This window comes from Arthrobacter sp. 05N429, assembly GCF_056397045.1.
In genome coordinates this window covers 106,999-125,846 of record NZ_JBFTMQ010000002.1, presented here as the reverse complement: position 1 = coordinate 125,846, position 18,848 = coordinate 106,999, and the positions used below count along the sequence as shown (strand labels likewise).

At 68.3% G+C, this 18,848-nt stretch carries 13 protein-coding genes; 9 read left to right on the top strand and 4 right to left on the bottom strand.

Features of this window, described 5'->3' with window-relative positions; all coding sequences use genetic code 11:
- The first annotated feature begins 26 nt into the window (after positions 1-26).
- On the top strand, positions 27-596 hold the full coding sequence (locus AC1DF4_RS04420; protein ID WP_476911732.1) for a sugar O-acetyltransferase: 570 nt from the start codon (positions 27-29) through the stop codon (positions 594-596).
- On the opposite strand, the gene AC1DF4_RS04415 is transcribed toward AC1DF4_RS04420, so the two are convergent.
- Together AC1DF4_RS04415 and AC1DF4_RS04410 are read right to left on the bottom strand one after the other, a co-directional pair.
- Complete coding sequence (locus tag AC1DF4_RS04415) at positions 582-1,475, bottom strand: methyltransferase family protein (protein ID WP_476912183.1); 894 nt, start codon at positions 1,473-1,475, stop codon at positions 582-584. The two genes, AC1DF4_RS04420 and AC1DF4_RS04415, sit on opposite strands and share 15 nt — an antisense overlap.
- Before the next feature lie 242 nt (positions 1,476-1,717).
- Complete coding sequence (locus AC1DF4_RS04410; protein WP_476911731.1) at positions 1,718-2,302, bottom strand: helix-turn-helix domain-containing protein; 585 nt, start codon at positions 2,300-2,302, stop codon at positions 1,718-1,720.
- Positions 2,303-2,422: 120 nt separating this feature from the next.
- Here AC1DF4_RS04410 and AC1DF4_RS04405 point away from each other — a divergent pair, with 120 nt between their 5' ends.
- The 3 genes from AC1DF4_RS04405 (at position 2,423) to AC1DF4_RS04395 (ending at position 5,224) form a co-directional block, all read left to right on the top strand.
- Entirely contained in the window at positions 2,423-3,484 is a 1,062-nt protein-coding gene (locus tag AC1DF4_RS04405) for an NAD(P)/FAD-dependent oxidoreductase (RefSeq protein WP_476911730.1), read from the top strand.
- 5 nt (positions 3,485-3,489) lie between these two features.
- On the top strand, positions 3,490-4,293 hold the full coding sequence (locus tag AC1DF4_RS04400) for a class I SAM-dependent methyltransferase (protein WP_476911729.1): 804 nt from the start codon (positions 3,490-3,492) through the stop codon (positions 4,291-4,293).
- Between the two features lie 448 nt (positions 4,294-4,741).
- Positions 4,742-5,224: an amidohydrolase family protein gene (locus AC1DF4_RS04395; RefSeq protein ID WP_476911728.1), complete on the top strand. Its 483-nt coding sequence runs from the start codon at positions 4,742-4,744 to the stop codon at positions 5,222-5,224.
- On the opposite strand, the gene AC1DF4_RS04390 is transcribed toward AC1DF4_RS04395, so the two are convergent.
- Entirely contained in the window at positions 5,202-5,858 is a 657-nt protein-coding gene (locus tag AC1DF4_RS04390; protein ID WP_476911727.1) for a hypothetical protein, read from the bottom strand. The two genes, AC1DF4_RS04395 and AC1DF4_RS04390, sit on opposite strands and share 23 nt — an antisense overlap.
- A 359-nt stretch (positions 5,859-6,217) precedes the next feature.
- Between AC1DF4_RS04390 and AC1DF4_RS04385 the strand changes: the two genes are divergently transcribed.
- Positions 6,218-8,845 carry a cation-translocating P-type ATPase gene (locus AC1DF4_RS04385; RefSeq protein ID WP_476911726.1) on the top strand — a complete coding sequence of 876 codons (2,628 nt, stop codon included), beginning with the start codon at positions 6,218-6,220 and terminating at the stop codon, positions 8,843-8,845.
- Positions 8,846-8,877: 32 nt separating this feature from the next.
- Positions 8,878-11,274, top strand: a complete 2,397-nt coding sequence (gene ppsA / locus AC1DF4_RS04380) for a phosphoenolpyruvate synthase (protein ID WP_476911725.1) — start codon at positions 8,878-8,880, stop codon at positions 11,272-11,274.
- Here ppsA and AC1DF4_RS04375 read toward each other — a convergent pair.
- Positions 11,222-13,216, bottom strand: coding sequence for a heavy metal translocating P-type ATPase (locus AC1DF4_RS04375; RefSeq protein WP_476911724.1), 1,995 nt, complete (start codon positions 13,214-13,216; stop codon positions 11,222-11,224). The two genes, ppsA and AC1DF4_RS04375, sit on opposite strands and share 53 nt — an antisense overlap.
- 246 nt (positions 13,217-13,462) lie before the next feature.
- On the opposite strand from AC1DF4_RS04375, the gene AC1DF4_RS04370 reads away from it, so the two are divergent.
- The 3 genes from AC1DF4_RS04370 to AC1DF4_RS04360 all read left to right on the top strand — a co-directional run bounded on the left by AC1DF4_RS04370 (position 13,463) and on the right by AC1DF4_RS04360 (position 18,841).
- Positions 13,463-14,578 (top strand): SDR family oxidoreductase, encoded by a 1,116-nt coding sequence (locus tag AC1DF4_RS04370; protein ID WP_476911723.1) that lies wholly within the window; start codon positions 13,463-13,465, stop codon positions 14,576-14,578.
- Between the two features lie 32 nt (positions 14,579-14,610).
- Positions 14,611-15,582, top strand: coding sequence for a polysaccharide deacetylase family protein (locus tag AC1DF4_RS04365; protein WP_476911722.1), 972 nt, complete (start codon positions 14,611-14,613; stop codon positions 15,580-15,582).
- A gap of 85 nt (positions 15,583-15,667) precedes the next feature.
- Complete coding sequence (locus AC1DF4_RS04360; protein ID WP_476911721.1) at positions 15,668-18,841, top strand: HAD-IA family hydrolase; 3,174 nt, start codon at positions 15,668-15,670, stop codon at positions 18,839-18,841.
- Positions 18,842-18,848: the final 7 nt, after the last annotated feature.

Genomic DNA, 18,848 nt, shown 5'->3' with positions numbered 1-18,848 from the left:
TGTTGCCGTCGGACTGAAAGGGCACCATGGAACTCGACGATCTCCTTGAAATGCTTAATGCCGGCCGGACCATCACGGGGGACTCGCCCTGGCATGATCTCATGCACCGGGCAAGCCAGGATGCCCTGCGCATTACCGGAGAGCTTAACGGCGGATATCAGGAACCGGAGCGGGTGCGGGAGCTGTTGGCCCAGCTGACCGGCAAGCCAGTTGACGAATCCGTAACGGTCTTCCCGCCTTTCTACTCCGACTTTGGGAAGAACATCACCCTCGGAAAACGGATCTTCATCAATTCGGGGTGCAAGTTTCAGGACCAGGGCGGTGTCGTCATCGGGGACGACTGCCTGATCGGGCACAACACGGTGATGGCCACACTCAACCACGACCTGATGCCGAGCCGCCGCACGGACATGCACCCGGCCCCTATCGTCGTTGGCCGCAATGTGTGGATCGGATCCAACGCCACCATTCTGCCGGGCGTGACGATTGGTGATAATGCCGTCGTGGGGGCTGCGTCCGTAGTGACAAAGGACGTACCGGAAAACTCCGTTGTTGTGGGCTCGCCTGCCCGGGTGGTGCGCTCACTTCCCAACTGAACCACCGCGCTGAGTCTTCGACAGGTGGGGTATCCAGCAGCGCACCGTGTCGCGGTATTGCTGGAATTCGTCGCCGAACCGTTTCTTGAGGTCGGATTCCTCGAGCGGCCGGACGGCGTAGTTCCATACCAGCGAGCCCACGACGGCGTACGCGACGACGAGCCAGGCCTGGAGGATGATGCCCACCGCGGCGCCCTGAACGATGCCCGCGACGGCCATGGGATTACGAATCCAGCGGTACGGACCGGCGATGACCAGGCGGTTGGGCATCGCCGATGGCAACGGCGTGCCATCCCCAAGTGCCGACATCACTACTGCCGACCAGATGCCAAGAGCGCTGGCGAGTACAAGAACCGCGGCACCGACAGGACCCGCAAACAATGGAAACGGGAGGGCCACGCCCCAGCGCTGTTCGAAAAACACTATGGCCCAAGGAACCACCGCTAGGAAGAACCCCCAGAAGAGGACGATCTGACCGAATGTTGAAGCCACATGGGCTGCAGCTTTCGGGCGGCTGCTCGCGGGACGGAACCCGAACGGACCGCCGATAATCCACGCGGTCGGCACGCGCCCCAACAAGACAAGGCAAAGAGCGATCAGCGAACCTGCGGTGGCGGCACCCATGACCAGGACGCCCCAGCCCGCCTCGGTAGTGACTGTGGCATAAAACGCCAGCGCGACGGCGACGACGCCCGTCCAGCCGGTGCTCACCACCGCGGCAGCCCTGACGCCAAATGCCGCCACGGCCGAGGCCACGACGAACAGTGGAATGTCGAAGACCGCCACTGCGATCGGGTCGAGATTACCGAGGGTCGCCTCGCGCACCACGGGCGACACGAAAACGGCGATCCACCAGGCGAAACCGGCAATCGCCTGCATGGCGAAATAGGCGCGCCCCCACCTGACGGAGCGCGTCACCGACTCAACCCAAACATCAGCAGTCCCTGTCGGCATCTCGATGGAAGTCATCGACACAAACCCAGCCACTTCCGGCTCCAGGCCCGGCCGCGTTTGCATCGAAGACAATGTTGGCCTCAGCCTACCGAATGCCGCTACATCGGACACCGAGCCGGAGATACTCCACAGTTAAGTCCTGGTCGGCAGACAACCGGACCTTTCGGCTACGTGGTCTTGGGCCGCGCGCGTACGTGCATCCTCTCGCCCTGCTGCCCGAACAGGCTGATGAATTCGACGGGTCTGCCGTCAGCGCTGGCGAACCAGTGCGGTGTGCGGGTATCGAATTCAGCGGCTTCGCCGGGGCGAAGTTCGAAGTCCTTGTTGCCCAGCACCAGGCGGAGCCGTCCGTTGAGGATGTAAAGCCATTCGTAGCCTTCGTGCACGCGAGGGTCGGGCTCTGCCCCGCGGGCATCGCCGTCGAGCACCATCTTGAAGGCCTGCAATCCGCCGGGGCGGCGCGTGAGAGGAACGGCGGTCATGCCGGCGTGGGTGATCGGCTGCAGGTGGATTCTCGGATCCCCGGTGGGCGGGGCGCCGACCAGATCGTCGAGGGGAACACCGTACAACCTCGCGAGGGGCAGCAGGAGTTCGAGGTTTGGCCGGCGTTGGCCGGATTCGAGGCGGGACAGGGTGCTCACCGATACTCCGGATGCGGCGGACACATCTCCGAGGGTGAGGTTCCGTTCCGTACGGAGTGCCCGAAGCCGGGGGCCGACCGCCCCGAGAACATCGTCAAGCTCATTTTCCATACCCCGATCTTGCCATAACGGCAATCATGTTTGTCAAAACGTCATAGTGCGATGCAAGCTGGATTAACCGCCAAAGGGCGCCGGCGGCGAACTTTCAGGACGCGACAAAGGACAAACCATATGGACCCCACACGGTATGACGTTGTGATCGTCGGCGGCGGCGCGGCGGGACTCAGCGCCGCCACGACGCTGGGCCGGGCGCTGCGCTCGGTGCTGGTCATCGATTCCGGAACCCCACGTAACGCACCCGCGGCGGGTGTGCACGGTTACCTTTCGAGGGACGGAATGAACCCCGGGGAACTCCTGGCCATCGGACGCAGCGAGGTGCACTCCTACGGAGGAACGGTCATCGACGGCGACGCCGTTTCGGCACGTCGGACCCCCGAGGGATTCGAGGTGATTCTCGGAGATGCCCGCCGGTTCACCGGCAGACGCCTCCTCGTCACCACCGGCCTGACAGACGGGCTGCCTCCCATTGACGGGCTGCGGGAGCAATGGGGAAAGGGCGTTGTGCATTGCCCTTACTGCCATGGCTGGGAAATCCGCGGGCAACGGATCGGAGTGCTGGGCACCGGTCCGCTGTCCGTCCATCAGGCGCTGTTGTTCAGGCAGTGGTCCCCGGATGTCACCCTTTTCCTCAACGACACTGTGGAACCCGCTGACGAGGAGTGGGACAAGCTCGCTGCCCGGTCCATAGCGGTCGTCGACGGGGCTGTGGCGTCCGTCGACGCTGTCGACGGCGTCCTCACGGGGCTCACGCTCCGCCAGGGCGCCTCGTTCGGCCTGCAGGCCCTGGCTGTCGGAACACGGATGGAGGCCAGGTCCGCGCTTCTCGCGTCCCTTGGGCTACGCCCCCAGGTGCACCCGTCCGGGGCCGGACACTTCATCGAGGCCGACGCCATGGGTGCGACCGCCGTCCCCGGAGTGTATGCCGGGGGCAATGTCTCCAACCTGATGGCCCAAGTGATCACCGCGGCGGCCGAGGGGGTCATGGCCGGCGCAAGGATCAATGCCGACCTCATCGACGAGGAAACCCGCTGGGCCGTTGAGGGGCGTTTCGGCGCCTTCTCGGCCGCCTCGGAGGCAGCCGTCTCCAAGACCGTGCTGGATCACCGACGCCATGGCCTTGATGATGGGCAAGAGACAGCCGGCATAGACGCTGCGGCCACAGCAGCAAGGTAACGAGCATGGATCACCTTCACCAGACGCGGGACCACCACCAGTCCCACCAGCAGTCCGGCAGTCATGACCAGCACCGCGTCCTCGACCTCGATGCCGAGGTGTTCGGCGACCACCTCGCAGCCGTCCTGGACCTGGCCGGGGTGCCGGCTGCACGCAGCGTCGTTGACCTCGGCGCCGGCACGGGCGCAGGCAGCCGGCTGCTGCGCGGGCGGTACCCGGACGCTGCTGTGACGTGCGTCGACAACGACCCGCAGATGCTCGAGCTGCTGCGCGGGCAGGGCTTCGCCGTGGTCGAGGCCGACCTCGACGACGGCTTCCCTGCGCTGGCCGAGGCGCCGGTTGACCTGGTGTGGGCATCGTCCTCGCTGCACCACGTCGCCCACACCGCCCGGCTCCTGTCGGGGGTCCGCCGGGCACTGAAGCCGGGCGGGATCCTTGCCGTCGTCGAGCTCGCCGCCCTGCCGCGTTTTATGAGCCATCCGCGGGCAGCCCTGCTGGAGCAGCGCTGCCACGCCGCTGCGGCGGCCGAGGGGTGGAACCATCACCCGAACTGGACGCCGGTCATCGAGGCCGCCGGGTTCGGCGTCACCCGGTCCGAGGTGACGGCCATCGCCCCCGTGACCCCGGCGGCACGGGAGTATGCCCGGCAGTGGTTCGCCCGCTTCGCGCACCTGGCGGCCCTCACTGCGGACGACCGCGACGCCGTCGAAGACCTGCTGGAACGGCTCTCCGACGACGTCGTGCTGGAACCCCGCGCCACCCGGACCGTCTGGGTGGCCACCCCAGACCAGATCCAGAAGCGGCCCTGAGTACATCCCGACGCAGAACGGAACACCCAGGAGCTGGCACAACGCAGATTCAGGGACCGGCCAGCGGTGCGCGGCCCGTGCCCGGGGTGCGTCCAGCGAGTAGATTGTTCACATCCGCTGATCTTTTGGGTCCGGCGGATCAAGGCGACGGGCACGTGGACAAGGATCCGGATGAGCCGGCCGTACCGCATCGACACACACCAGCACATCGTTCCGCCGGGCTACGCACGCTGGATGCACGACAAGGGCATCCGGTCCGGCGGCTTAAGTCTGCCGTCGTGGTCCGAACGTTCAGCAATGAAGTTCATGGACAGGCACGACGTGCAGACCGGCATCCTGTCGCTGTCCACGCCCGGGGTGTACTTCGGGGACGCTGTGGAGACGCGGCAGTGGGCGCGGGAGGTCAACGAGTACAGCGCCGAGGTGGTGGCCGGGCGGCCAGAGCGGTTTGGCTTTTTTCCTGCTCGATACCACCCGCACTGCTCTCAGCCTGATCCTGTCCGGTGCGATGGAGAAGTATTCGGGAATCAAGTTCATCCTCGCCCACGCGGGCGGCTTCGTGCCTTACATCGCCTACAGGATCCTGCTGACGATGCTTAGCAATAGGGACCTGGCCCTCAGCGCGCTGGCGGCGCTGACAGATAAGGAGCAGTCCGTCCTGCGGCGGTTTTATTACGACGTCGCGCTGTCCGCCAGCCCGGCGGCGTTGCCCAGCCTGCTCGAGGTCGCCGATCCTGGTCGCATCACATACGGCACTGACTTCCCGTTTGCCCCGTCGCCGGGGATCGATTTCCTGAACATGCAGTACGAGCATTACCCGATGGCCCCCTCATTGCGCGCGTCGATAGACCGCGGCAATGCCGAGGCGCTCTTTCCCCGCCTCAAGGCTGCACAAGACCAGGACCAAGCTAGGTGGACGGAACGAGCCTGAAGGCGTAGCGGGCGGCTGGGCCACTGCCGGGGTCCATCTTGAGATCTGCTCCCTCGGTGCCCAGCTGCACGGTCGCCCTAAAGATGTCCCCGTTGCAGTCAACCTGAACTGGGGCGAGAACTTCGGCGCCCGCCCAGGTGGATACGGACAACCCGGCCTTGGGTGGTCCCTCGCAAAGGAAGTGCAGTTCGTAGGTGCCAGGTTCGGCAGACGTCCCGAAGCCGGTGGGAGAACCCGAAGCAGTGAAGCCACCCAGCTCTCCCGGCAGCTCGGGCTTCAGCTTCTGCGAGGCCCACTCGGTCAAATCTTCCAGCGCTGAAGCCTGCGGGTCAGTGTTGGGCCCCAGGGTAAGACCGGCTGCGGCTGGCCTCCCCGATGCCGGGACCGCGCTGATGGTGATGGGGCCGCCGGTATGCCTGAGGAATCGCTCCAGCGTGGCGTCGCACTTGAATTCCGTAGCCTTCGGAAGCCCCTCGTCGCCTCTGACAAGCGTCAGCTTGGCGCCGTACACGCCTGCGCAGGCGCCGGTGACCGTATAGTCCCCGGGGGCAAGAACCAAGGACAGTTTTCCAGCGGGCTCCGCTTCCGACGGCATGCCGGGGTCCGTTGAGGACGCAGCCAGCAAGCGGGCCACTTCACCGATGTTTTCTGCGAGTGTGCGAGCTGGCTCCGTAGCTTGCTGGGAAGATTGAGCTGGCCCCTCAGCCGGGCCGTCATACTCGCACCCGGCCAGCGGGATCAGGAGTGCGGTCAAAACAAACAGGACTCGTCCGCGCTGAGTCCGGATCCCCCCATGATCTGACATGCCCTGAGTCTAATGTCCTGAATTTCCAGCCAACCACGGGGACACAACGGAACGCCGACGATTTACGGGCTGTTGCCGCGTGACCTTTGGCCCTAACCGGCGGCAGCGACCCGGGAGCACGCTCGATCCATGAGCTACCTGACCGGGGGCCCGTTTACGGTGCTTCGCCTTAGCGGCCCCAGGCAGCAGTGACTCCGGTGCCTGCCGCCGGCGGGCCAACCTCCGGGGCAGTCAGCGCCGCGTCAGGCCTGAGCTCGGCGGAGGCGGCGCGGAGGCTCACTCAATTCGGGGCGAACAAGCTGCCGGAGACCGGAACCATCCCCGGCTGGCGGCGGCTGCTGGCCGAACTGACTCACTTCTTCGCCATCCTGCTGTGGTGCGCCTCCGTGCTGGCCTACCTGGCCGGTATGCCGCAACTGGCCATCGCGATCGTCGTCGTGATCCTGGTCAACGGGATTTTCGCCTACATCCAGCAGGAGCGCGCCCAGCATGCGGCCTCCAAGCTCCGCGAGCTGCTCCCGGCCATGGTCTCGGTACGCAGGGACAACCGCGTCATCAAGGTCCACACCACCGAGCTCGTCCCGGACGACGCGGTCTTGCTGGTTGCCGGGGACCGGGTCCCGGCGGACCTCCGGCTGGCCGTGACGGCGGGCTGTTCCGTGGACGAATCGATGCTCACGGGTGAAAGCGAGGCGCTCACCAAGACCCCCGGCGACACAGTTTTTGGCGGGACTTTCCTGGTCAACGGCCAGGCTGAAGGCGTGGTCGTGGGCACCGGCGGGAACACCCGGCTCGCCGAAATCGCAGCCCTGACGGGAAAGGTCGAAGCTCCGCAGAGCCCGCTGGCACTGGAACTGCAACGAATCGTCCGCATCACCGCCGCGATGGCTATGGGCATTGGCGTCCTGTTCTTCGTGCTCTCCCTCTTGGTCGGCATCTCCTGGCGGGACGCCTTTTTGTTTGCCATCGGCGTGATGGTGGCACTGGTGCCCGAAGGCCTGCTGCCCACGGTCACGCTGTCCCTGGCCGTCGGCGCGCAGCGGATGGCACAGCGCAACGCACTGGTCCGGAACCTGGAAGCTGTGGAAACCCTCGGCTCCACCACCTTCATCTGCACCGACAAGACCGGCACGCTGACCCAGAACCGGATGAACGCCGTCGAGGTTTGGACCCCGGCCGGGCTGCTCAGCGTCATCGGCGCGGGCTACGGACCCGAGGCTGAAGTCACCGGGCGGGGACCCGCCGAGGCGCGTCACCTCAGCACCGCCGCGCTGGCCGCCTCCGTGGGCCGCGCGGTGCTCCACGAGGGGCAGTGGATCGCCGAAGGCGACCCGATGGAGGCGGCCATAGCCGCGTTGGCTGCCCGGCTGGCAGATCCGGGGGAGCAACCCGATGATCCCGAGGTGTCGCACCGATTCGCCTTCGATCCCCGCAGGCTGCGGGAATCCGCGATCGTTGGCACCACACTCTTCGTCAAGGGTGCCCCGGAGTCCGTGATTCCGCTATGCGGCGGGGATGGCGCCGGCCACGCCCTGCAGATGGTCGACCAGATGGCCTCGCACGGACTGCGGGTACTTGCGGTGGCCGAGCGGAGCCTGCCCGGCCGGCCGGGCGCCAGCTTCAGGCTCGAGGAGGTTGAGAGGGGCCTGACGCTGCTGGGGCTGATCGGCCTGCACGACCCGCCCCGGGCCGAGGTCCGCGTGGCCCTCGAGGTGGCCCGCGAGGCCGGCATCAAGGTGGCCATGGTCACCGGCGACCACGCCTTCACCGCGGCCGCCATCGCCCGGGAGACCGGGCTGATCGGCTCACCCGAGCTGGTGCTGGAGGGACACAGCCTGCCCGAGGACGACGCCGTCCTGGCCGCGCTGCTGGACCGCGACGGCGTCGTGGTCAGCCGCGTCACCCCGGAACAGAAACTCCGGGTGGCCCGCCTGCTCCAGCACCGCGGCCACGTCGTGGCGATGACCGGCGACGGCGTCAACGACGGCCCGGCCCTCCAGCAGGCCGACATCGGCGTGGCTATGGGGCTCAGCGGCACGGACGTGGCCCGCGAGGCGGCGGACCTCGTGCTGTTGGACGACGACTTCGCCACCATCATCGCCGCGGTGGAGCAGGGCCGCGCCACGTACGCGAACATCCGGCGCTTCCTGACCTACCACCTGACGGACAACGTCGCCGAGCTCACCCCTTTCGTGATCTGGGCACTCTCCGGCGGGCGCTTCCCGCTGGCGCTGAGCGTGCTGCAGATCCTCGCCCTCGACATCGGCACGGACCTGCTCCCGGCGCTGGCACTGGGCAGCGAGGCCCCGAGCAAGGGCACCCTGAAACGGCCGCCGGAGCGGAGGCACCTGATGGACAAGGCGCTGATGTTCCGGGTGTTCGGGCTGCTGGGCCCGGTGGAGGCACTCTTCGAAATGACGGCGTACACGGCTGTGCTGCTCGGCGCCGGCTGGACGCCCGGGGCCGAGTTGCCGCCGTCGGACGTGCTGATGGCAGCCTCCGGCGCCGCGTTCACCACTGTGGTCCTGGCCCAGCTTGCCAATGCGTTCGCATGTCGCAGCGCCTCCGTGCCGCCGTGGCGGCTCGGCTGGTTCAGCAACCGGCTGCTGGTCTGGGCGGTGCTGGCCGAACTGGGGCTGCTGGCGGTGTTCCTGTTCCTCGGACCGCTGGCCGCCCTGCTGGGCCACGCCCCGCCGTCGCCCGGCGGCCTGGCCGTGGCGCTCGCCGCCATTCCGGGGGTGCTGCTCGCGGACTGGCTGTACAAGATCGCAAGGCACCGCCGGGCCACACCGGCCACCAAGGTCCAAAGACTCTGACCCCGAAAGCCATGCCGCCACAGGATGGGTGCATGGCTGACTCCCCGGTGCTGTGGTTCGAAGAGATCGGCATGGGTGATGTCCCGCAGGTGGGCGGCAAGAACGCTTCCCTCGGCGAACTCATCCAGTCCCTCAAGGCCAAGGGCGTGCGGGTGCCGGACGGCTTCGCCACCACCGCGGACGCCTACCGCCGGTTCCTCACGGCCAACGGGATCGAGGCCGCGATGCGTGCGCGGATCCTGTCCTACCGCGTAGGCGAAACGTCGCTGCGCGCCACCGGGGAGGCCATCCGGGAGTTGTTCCTGGACAGTGAGTTCCCCGAGGACATCGCCGGGTCCATCCGCTCCCACTACCGGGAACTGGGGGAGCGCGCAGGCCAGGACCGCCTCTCGGTCGCGGTCCGCAGCAGCGCCACCGCCGAGGACCTGCCCGACGCGAGCTTTGCCGGCCAGCAGGAAACGTTCCTGAACATCGCCGGGGAGCGGGAACTCCTGGACGCCTGCCGCCGCTGCTACGCCTCGCTGTTCACCGACCGGGCCATCAGCTACCGCGAGGTCAAGGGCTTTGACCACCTCGACGTCGCACTCTCGATCGGGGTGCAGCGCATGGTGCGCTCCGACGTCGGCGCCTCCGGGGTGATGTTCTCCATCGACACCGACTCCGGCTTTCCCCGCGTGGCCGTGGTCAGCGCCGCCTGGGGCCTGGGCGAAACCGTGGTCCAGGGCACCATCAACCCGGACAAATACCTCGTGTTCAAGCCGCTCCTGGCGGAGGCCGGGGACGAAATCAGTCCGATCATCGAGAAGACCCTCGGCTCCAAGGACCGGAAGATGGTCTACAGCCGGGGCGGCCACGCGCGGACCAAGATGGTGGACACCTCGGAAGCGGAACGCCGCGCGTTCGTGCTGGACGACGCCGAGATCCTCGCGCTGGCGCGGTGGGCGGTGAGCGTCGAGGAGCACTACGCCCGCCCGATGGACATGGAGTGGGCCCGGGACGGCGTGACCGGAGAGCTGTTTATGGTCCAGGCCCGGCCGGAGACGGTCCAGTCGCAGAAAACCGGCTCCCGGTTCACCCTCCACCACCTGCTGGAACACGGCACCGTGCTGGCGCGCGGCGCCGCGATCGGCGACTCCATCGCGCAGGGCACGGCCTGTGTGATCAGGAGCGCGGCGGACATCGAAAACTTCCGCGACGGCGCCATCCTGGTCACCGAAATGACCGACCCGGACTGGGTGCCGATCATGAAACGGGCGGCCGGCATCGTGACCGACCGCGGCGGCCCCACGAGCCACGCGGCGATCGTGAGCCGCGAACTCGGGGTCCCCGCCGTCGTCGGCACCGGCAACGCCACCGCCGTCCTGGCCGAGGACCGGGCCGTGACCATCTCGTGCGCGGAGGGGGATGAGGGCCGCGTGTACCGGGGCCTGCTCGCCTATGAGACCGAGGAGGTGGACCTCGGCGAGCTGCCGGAGACGCGCACCAAAGTCATGGTCAACATCGCCAGCCCCGCGGCCGCCTTCCAGTGGTGGCGGCTGCCCGCCGACGGCGTCGGGCTCGCCCGGATGGAATTCATCATCAGCGGCCTGATCCGGGTCCACCCGATGGCTCTGGTCCACCCCGAACGGGTCACCGACCCGGAGGACGCCGAACAGCTCCGTGCCCTCACCAGCGGCTACGCGGACCCGAAGGAATACTTCGTGGACGCCCTGGCCCTCGGCATCGCCAAGATCGCCGCGCCGTACTATCCGCGGCCCGTGATCGTCCGGCTCAGCGACTTCAAGACCAACGAGTACGCGCACCTGATCGGCGGCTCCGCCTTCGAGGAACCGGAGGAGAACCCGATGCTCGGCTTCCGCGGCGCCTCGCGCTACTACGACGAGCGGTACCGCGAGGGCTTCGCCCTCGAATGCCTGGCGCTCAAGCGGGTCCGGGAGAAGCTCGGCTTCGGCAACATCATCGTGATGATCCCGTTCTGCCGGACCCCGCAGGAAGCGGACAAGGTGCTCGCCGTCATGGCGGAGAACGGCCTGGTCCGGGGCAGGAACGGCCTGCAGGTCTACATGATGTGCGAGATCCCGTCCAACGTGGTCCTTGCCGGGAAGTTCGCCACCCGCTTCGACGGCTTCTCGATCGGCTCCAATGACCTCACCCAGCTGGTCCTGGGCGTGGACCGGGATTCGGCGCGGCTGGCCGCACTCTTCGATGAGCGGGATGAGGCCGTGATGGCGATGATCAGCCAGGCCATCCGCGAGGCCCACGCCGCCGGAATCAAGATCGGCATTTGCGGCCAGGGGCCCAGCAACCACCCGGAGTTCGCGGCGTTCCTGGTCAGCGAGGGCATCGACTCGATCTCGCTGAACCCGGACAGCTACCTCAGGACTGTTCCGCGGATCGCGGAAGCCGAGAAGCAGCCACCGCCCCGGTAGCGCCGCCGGCAGCCCTCTGCCCCTTGTTCCTGGTATCCGGCCCCTTGGTTCCGGCACCCTTCCTGCCGGCGCTGAGGGCGCGGAGCGCATTGAGGATCGTGGCCAGGTCCACCAGTTCCTGGGACAGTGCGCCGGCGATGGCCGGGACGTATCCGGCGGCCGCGGCGACCATCAGGGCCACGCTCAGGGCGATGCCGATCCAGATGCTCTGCAGCGCCACCCTCACGGTGCGCTGGCCGATCCGCACGGCGGAGGCCACCTTGGACAGGTCATCGAGGATGATCACGACGTCGGCTGACTCGCCGGCCGCCGTCGAACCGCGCGCGCCCATCGCGATTCCGACGTCGGCGACAGCCAGGACGGGGGCGTCGTTGACGCCGTCGCCGACCATCATCACCGGGCGGAGGGGCAGGGACCGGACGGCTTCGACCTTGTCCGGCGGCAGGCACTCGGCCCGGACATCGGTGAGTCCGGCCTCGTCGGCGATGTGCTCGGCGGTGGCGAGCGCGTCGCCGGTCAGCATGACCGTCCGGGTGACGCCCATCGATTCCAGTTCGGTCAGGGTCCGGCGGGCTTCCCGCCGGATCGGGTCGCTCATCACCAGGGCACCGGCGAATTCCCCGGCCACGCCCACGTAGATGGCGAGTTCGCCGCTGGCCAGTTCCGTCTCCACGACGCCGGCGGCCGATTCCGCGACGAACTTGGGCTTGCCGACCACCACGTCGCGGCCGTCGAAGCGCGCACGGACGCCGTGCGTGGCGAATTCCGTGGCTTCCGTTGCCGTTTCGAAGACCAGGCCCCGGTTCCGTGCCGCGTCCATCACCGAGGCGGCGAGGACATGGGAGGAATACTGTTCGGCGGAGGCCGCCAGACCCAGGACCTGGTCCTCGGTCAGGGACCCGGACGTCCGCACACCGACCAGGGCGGGCCGGCCGTAGGTCAGGGTGCCCGTCTTGTCGAAGGCGGCCGTCTTGATGCGGCTCAGTTGCTCCAGGACACCGGCGTACTTGACGATGATGCCGCCTCTCGCCGCCCGGCTCATGCCGCCGAGGAACGCTACGGGGGCGGCGATCAGCAACGGGCAGGGAGTGGCCACCACCAGCACTTCGGCGAACCGGGCGGGGTCTCCGCTGATGATCCAGCCGACAGCGCCGAGGGCGTAGGCGAGGGCCGTGAACGGTACGGCATACCGGTCGGCCAGCCGCACCATGGGTGCCTTGCTCTCCGATGCTTCCTTGACCAGGGCCACGATGCGGCTGTACTGGGAATCCTCCATCAGGGCCGTGACCTGCATCCGGACCGCGGCCTCGCCGTTGAGGGAACCGCTCATCAGCGCGTCGCCGGCGACCCGCTCCACCGGAAGGCTTTCCCCGGTGAGGGAGGACTCGTCGAAGGTGCCGGATTCAGAGAGCAGGATTCCGTCCAGCGGCACCACTTCACCCGGCCTGACCAGCAGGATGTCGCCGACTTGGACGTCGGTGGCGGCAACATCCTCGTGCTGGCCGCCGGCGTGGGTGCCGTTGGCGGCGGTTCCGGCGTTGGTGCCGTTTGTGTGGGTTCCGGCGGAGTTGCCGTTGCGTTCCCGGTGGGCGGTCTGCGGGACTCGCTCCAGCAAGGACGTCAGTTCCTTCTTGGCCCGGCCGGCGGCGTAATCCTCGAGGGCTGTGCCGCCGGCCATCATCAGGACAATGATCATGGAGGCGACGAACTCGCCCACCAGGACCGTGCTGACGATCGCGGTGACCGCCAGGATGTCGATGCCCCACTGGCCGCCCATCAGCCGGCGCACCATGCCGACGGCAAGGTAGGCCGCCACGGCCAGGGCATAGACGCTGGCCGTGATCTGCGCGATCAGCGGCTGCCCGGACAGGAGCAGTATGAGCACCGCGAGCAGGGCAGCGATCGTGCCCGCAACCAGCGGATACCGGAGCAAGAGTTTCACGGATATCCTGCCTTAGCATTCGCGTTATCTTCACGCTTCTTCCACTATTTGCATCCTACTGCGGACCCCTCCCGGGAAGGCCCGTGCGGGTGCAGGTTACGTGGCGCCGGCGGGCCGTCCCCGCACCGGCATGAGACGCTGGAGCGGGGCGGGGAAGACCCGTCCAGGCCAGGCCGGCCCGCATGAAGGGGCCGGTCACCGCGCAGCCAGAGAACCAGGCAGCGGGACAGTACCGGGAGGAATGGCGTGCGAAGCAGTTCAGACACCGTTGAGACCAAGACTGCCCTGGTGGTTGGGGCCACCGGGATTGCGGGCTCGGCCCTGGTCGACAGGCTCGCCGATGAGGGCTGGGACGTTGTGGCGCTGTCCCGCAGCCGGATCCGGCGCGGCGATGTCCGCCAGGTGAGTGCGGATCTGCATTCGGTGGAGAGCTTGCGTGAAGCCCTGGCCGGCGAACGGCCGACCCATGTGTTCTACACCGCGTGGTCACGGATGAACACGGAACAGGAAAACATCGAGACGAACGCGGCCATGCTGCGGAACCTGCTCGCCAGCCTCAGCGGCCATCCGGTGAAGCATGTGGCCCTCATGACCGGGCTGAAGCACTATCTGGGCCCGTTTGAAGCGTACGCGGCGGGGGAGATGCCGGACACGCCCTTCCGCGAAAGCGAGCCGAGGCTGCCGACACCCAACTTCTATTACGCCCAGGAGGACGAGTTGTGGGCTGCCGCCGGGAAGCAGGGCTTCGGCTGGTCCGTGCACCGCGCACATACGGTGATCGGGCATGCGGTCGGCAATGCCATGAACATGGGTCTCACGCTCGCCGTCCAGGCGTCCATCTGCCGGGAACTCGGGCAACCGTTCATCTTCCCCGGCTCCGAAACGCAGTGGAACAGCCTCACGGACATGACGGACAGCGGGCTGCTGGCAGAACACATGATCTGGGCGGCCACCGCCGACGGGGTAGGCGACCAGGCCTACAACATCGTCAACGGCGACATCTTCCGCTGGCGGCGCATGTGGCCCGCGCTGGCCGCCTATTTCGGCGTCGAGCCCGTTGGGTACTCCGGGCAACCCCGCCCGCTGGAACAACAGATGCTCGGCAAGGAGCGGGTCTGGGCAGACATTGCCGCCCGCCATGGGCTGGCCGAACCCGACCTCGCACGGCTCGCCTCCTGGTGGCACACCGACGGTGATCTGGGCCGGAACCTCGAAGTCGTCACCGACATGAGCAAGAGCCGTCTGGCGGGTTTCACCGGGTACCGCCGCACGGAAGACTCCTTCCTCCGCCTGTTCGACCGGTGCCGCGCCGACCGCCTGATTCCCGCCGCGCCGCAGGCCGCGCGGGCCTTTCAGCCCTAGCCCGGCTGTGGCCGGTGGCGCCACAGTGAAGCATGTGGGCGATCTTCCGGGGCGAGCGGCGCCGCTGGATCGCGGCCGCGGCTGCTGTGCTTCTGATGGCCGCCACGGTGGTCCTGGCGGTGGTCTTCTCATCCGGGCCACCTTCAGCTGCCCCGTCGTCGTCGTCGGCCACTGACAGTCCGCCCGTGAGCCCGACGCGGCCAGCGGACGGGACGGCGAGTCCGGCAGCCAGTTCACCGCCAGCGAGCCCACCGGTGCCCACCTCCGGCGAAAAAGTTCCGGCCGGGCCCGCGCAGCCTGCGCCCGCTCCCGAACTGCCCGCGCCACCAGCGCCTGAACCCCCGCCTGCGCCTGCGCCCGCGCCGTTCCCCGCCGCGCTCGCCGGCCGCGACCTCGACGTGATCCCGGGAGCCGGGGCGGTGGTTGCGCTGACGTTCGACGCCGGCGCCAACTCGGCCGGGCTGCCAGGCATCCTGCAGACCCTCGCCGCCACCGGCGTGCGCAGCACGTTCTTCCTCACCGGCAACTGGGCCGCCGCCCACCCGGCGGGAGTCGCCGCGATTGTGGCGGGCGGCCACCGGCTGGGCAACCATTCCATGACCCATCCGGGCTTCACCGGGCTCACCGACGCCGCCATCGGGCAGCAACTGTCGGCAGCCGAGCGCGCCATCCGGGCCGGCGGTGGAGACCCCCGGCCGCTGTTCCGCTTCCCCCTCGGCGACCGCGACGCCCGGACCATCGCCACGGTCAACGCATACGGCTACCTGCCCGTCCGCTGGACCGTGGACACCCTGGGCTGGAAGGGCAGCAGCGGAGGGGTCACGGCACAGATCGTGGCGGACCGCGTCCTCGACCGGCTGCAGCCCGGAGAGATCGTGCTTATGCACATCGGCTCCAACCCCGACGACGGGACCACCCTCGACGCCGACGCCCTGCCCGGGATGATCGGGCGGATCCGGCAGGCCGGCTACGCATTCACCACGCTCGACGCGCTGCTGGGCTGATGGCCGTGTGGGAGACCCTGGTCAGACAGGGCGGCTCGGCGGGCCACCCCTGCCGCGGCGGCCCGATGACTGATAGGACTGCGGCATGACGGAGTCGCCCACGCTTGCCGCCGCACTGGCCCCCGTTGATGCCGTGATCTTCGACCTCGACGGAGTGGTCACGGACACTGCGGAGCTCCGCGCTGCGGCCTGGAAGCAGCTCTTCGACGACGTCCTCCAGGACCCCCGGTTTCCTGACAGGACCCGCAGGGACCCGTTCAGCGCCGACGACTACGGTGACCTGGTGGCGGGCCGGACCTGGGAAGACGCGGTGAGCACCTTCCTCGGCTCCCGTGCCGGCACCATCCCCGGAGGCTCACCCCTGGATGGCTCCGGGCAGTGGACAGCCTTCGGCCTCGCGGCACGCCAGAACGAACTGTTCGAAAAACTGCTCGGCAACAACCCCGTCCGGGCCTTCCCCGGAACCGTGGACCTGCTTGGGAGGCTGAAAGCGGGCCGGGTCCCCGTGGTGCTGGCCACCTCCTCCCGGGATGCGGGCCCGCTGCTGGCTGCCGCAGGGCTCGAGGGCGTCTTCGACCACATCATCGACGGGCAGACGGCCCTGGACCGCGGCGTCGCGGGCAAGCCCGCCCCCGCGCTGCAGCTGGAAGCGGTGCGACGGCTCCAGATCCCGCCCGCCCGGGCCATGGTCATCGAGGATTCAGTCTCCGGAGTGGAGGCCGGCCGGCGCGGCGGCTTCGGGCTGGTCGTCGGCATCGACCGGGACGGGCGCCGGGAGTTGCTGGAAGACGCGGGCGCCGACGTCGTCGTCGAGGACGTCAGCCAACTGGACATTGGCCTCGTCATCACCCACCCGTGGCTGCTGGTCTACGAGGGCTTCGACCCGGCGCACGAAGGCCACCGCGAAGCGCTCACCACCCTGGGCAACGGCTATCTGGCCACCCGCGGCGCCGCCCCCGAACACCGTGCCGGGGCCGTGCACTATCCCGGCACCTACCTTGCAGGCGTCTACAACAGTCTGCCCAGCGTTGTCATGGGCCAGGAAACGGTCGACGAGCACATGGTCAACATCCCCGACTGGTTGCCGCTGGACCTCCGGATCGGCGACGGCGCGTGGTGGTCCGAGGGCGGACTCTCGGTCCGCAGCGAGCGGCGCACCCTGGACCTGAAGCACGCGTTGCTGACCCGGGAGGCGCTCCTGGAGGACGACGCCGGCCGGCAGCTCCGGCTGCTGCAGCGCCGCCTCGTGTCCATGGCCACACCGAACCTCGCAGCGCCGGAAACGGTCATCACGGCGGTCGGCTGGAGCGGGGCCGTCAGCGTCCGCAGCGGCTGCGACACGGACGTCACCAACTCCAATGTGCCCGAGGATGTGGAGCTGTCCAACCGGCATCTGGGTTCCGTCACGGTCGCTGCCGCCGGGACCGGCCCGGGCAGCACCGGCCTCACCGTGGAAGCCCGGACAGTCACGAGCGGCGTCGGGATCGCGCTCGCGCTCCGGACGGAGATTTCCGGGGCCGCCGGACCGGCCGGGGCCGGGATTCCGGAACAGCTGGGCGGGCTGCACACCCACCGCTTCGATGTTGACCTCGCCGAGGGGGAGCCGCTGACGGTGCTGAAAACCGTGGCCGTCGCCTCGTCGCGCGACCACGCCATCGCCTCACCGCTGACAGCCGCCCGGGCCGCCCTGGCCCGTTCCCTGGGAAGTTTCGCTGCCCTGCAGGCAGAGCACGAGGCCGCGTGGGCGGTCCTGCTCCAGCCCTTCGTTATCGAGTTCGACGCGAGCTCGCAGGCGCAGCTTATCCTCAACCTGCACGTCTTCCACCTGCTGCAGACGCTCACCACCCACACCGCAGAACTCGACGCCGGCGTTCCGGCCCGCGGGCTGCACGGCGAGGGCTACCGGGGACACGTCTTCTGGGACGAACTCTTCGTCCTCCCGCTGCTGAACTCCCGGCTGCCGTCCCTGGCACGGGAGCTGATCGACTACCGGTGGCGGCGGCTCGGCGCAGCGCGCGACGCCGCGCGGGCGGCCGGGCTGAAGGGTGCACTGTTCCCGTGGCAAAGCGGCGGCGACGGCACCGAACAGACGCCGAAGCTGCTGTTCAACCGGCTGTCCGGGCACTGGATGCAGGACTATTCCCCGCTTCAGCGCCATGTTGGCCTCGCCGTCGCCTACGACGCCTGGCAGTACTTCGAGGCCACCCAGGACCGCGCCTGGCTGACCGGGCACGGCGCGGAGATCATCGTCGACGTCGCACGTCTGTTCGCGTCAATGGCGGAGTTCGACCCCGCTGAAGACCGCTTCCACCTCCGGGGCGTCATGGGCCCGGACGAATACCACACCGGACATCCGGGCAGCCCGGGCGGCGGCCTGGACGACAACGCTTACACAAACATCATGGCGGCCTGGGTGTTCGACCAGGCCGTCTGGATCATGCATTCCGTCCAGGGCTTTGACATGGAGGAACTGCGTGTCCGGCTGCTGATCACCGCCGCAGAGATCGAGGCCTGGGAACATCTCAGCCGCCGCATGTTCGTCCCGTTCCACGACGACGGCGTCATCAGCCAGTTCGACGGCTATGTCCGGCTCCGGGAGCTCGACTGGAAGCACTACCGCCGCACGTACGGGCTCATCGAGCGGCTGGACCTGATCCTGGAAGCGGAAGGGGACAGCACCAACCACTACCGGCTGGCCAAGCAGGCCGACGTCCTGATGCTGCTGTACGTCCTGGGCGAGGACCAGCTCATCGCGTTCCTCGCCAGGATGGGCTACACCGTCACGCCGGCGCAGATGGCCGCCACGGTGGACTTCTACCTGGCGAGGACGGCTCACGGATCCACGCTCAGCCGGGTGGCCCATGCCTCGGTGTTGGCGCAGCGGGACCCCGAGAAGGCGTGGGCGACCTTCCGGGAAGCCCTGGACGCGGACCTGGACGACACCCAGGGCGGAACCACCAGATCCGGCATCCATCTGGGTGCCATGGCCGGGACGATCGACGTCGTCCAGCGCAGTTTCGCCGGCCTGCGGATCACGCGTGACGCCCTCGACTTCGCGCCCCGGCTGCCCGCGGAACTCAGCCGCGTGGGCTTCCACGTCCGCTACCGGGACCAGATGCTCGCCATCCAACTGGAGCGCGACCGACTAAGGGTGTCGGCGGCCCCCGGCGACGCCGCCCCGGTGCTGGTGCGGGTGGGTACCCGGCGGGTGCTGCTCCGGGCCGGCCAGGAACACGAATTCCTGCTCAAGGAGGGCTGACCCGGAA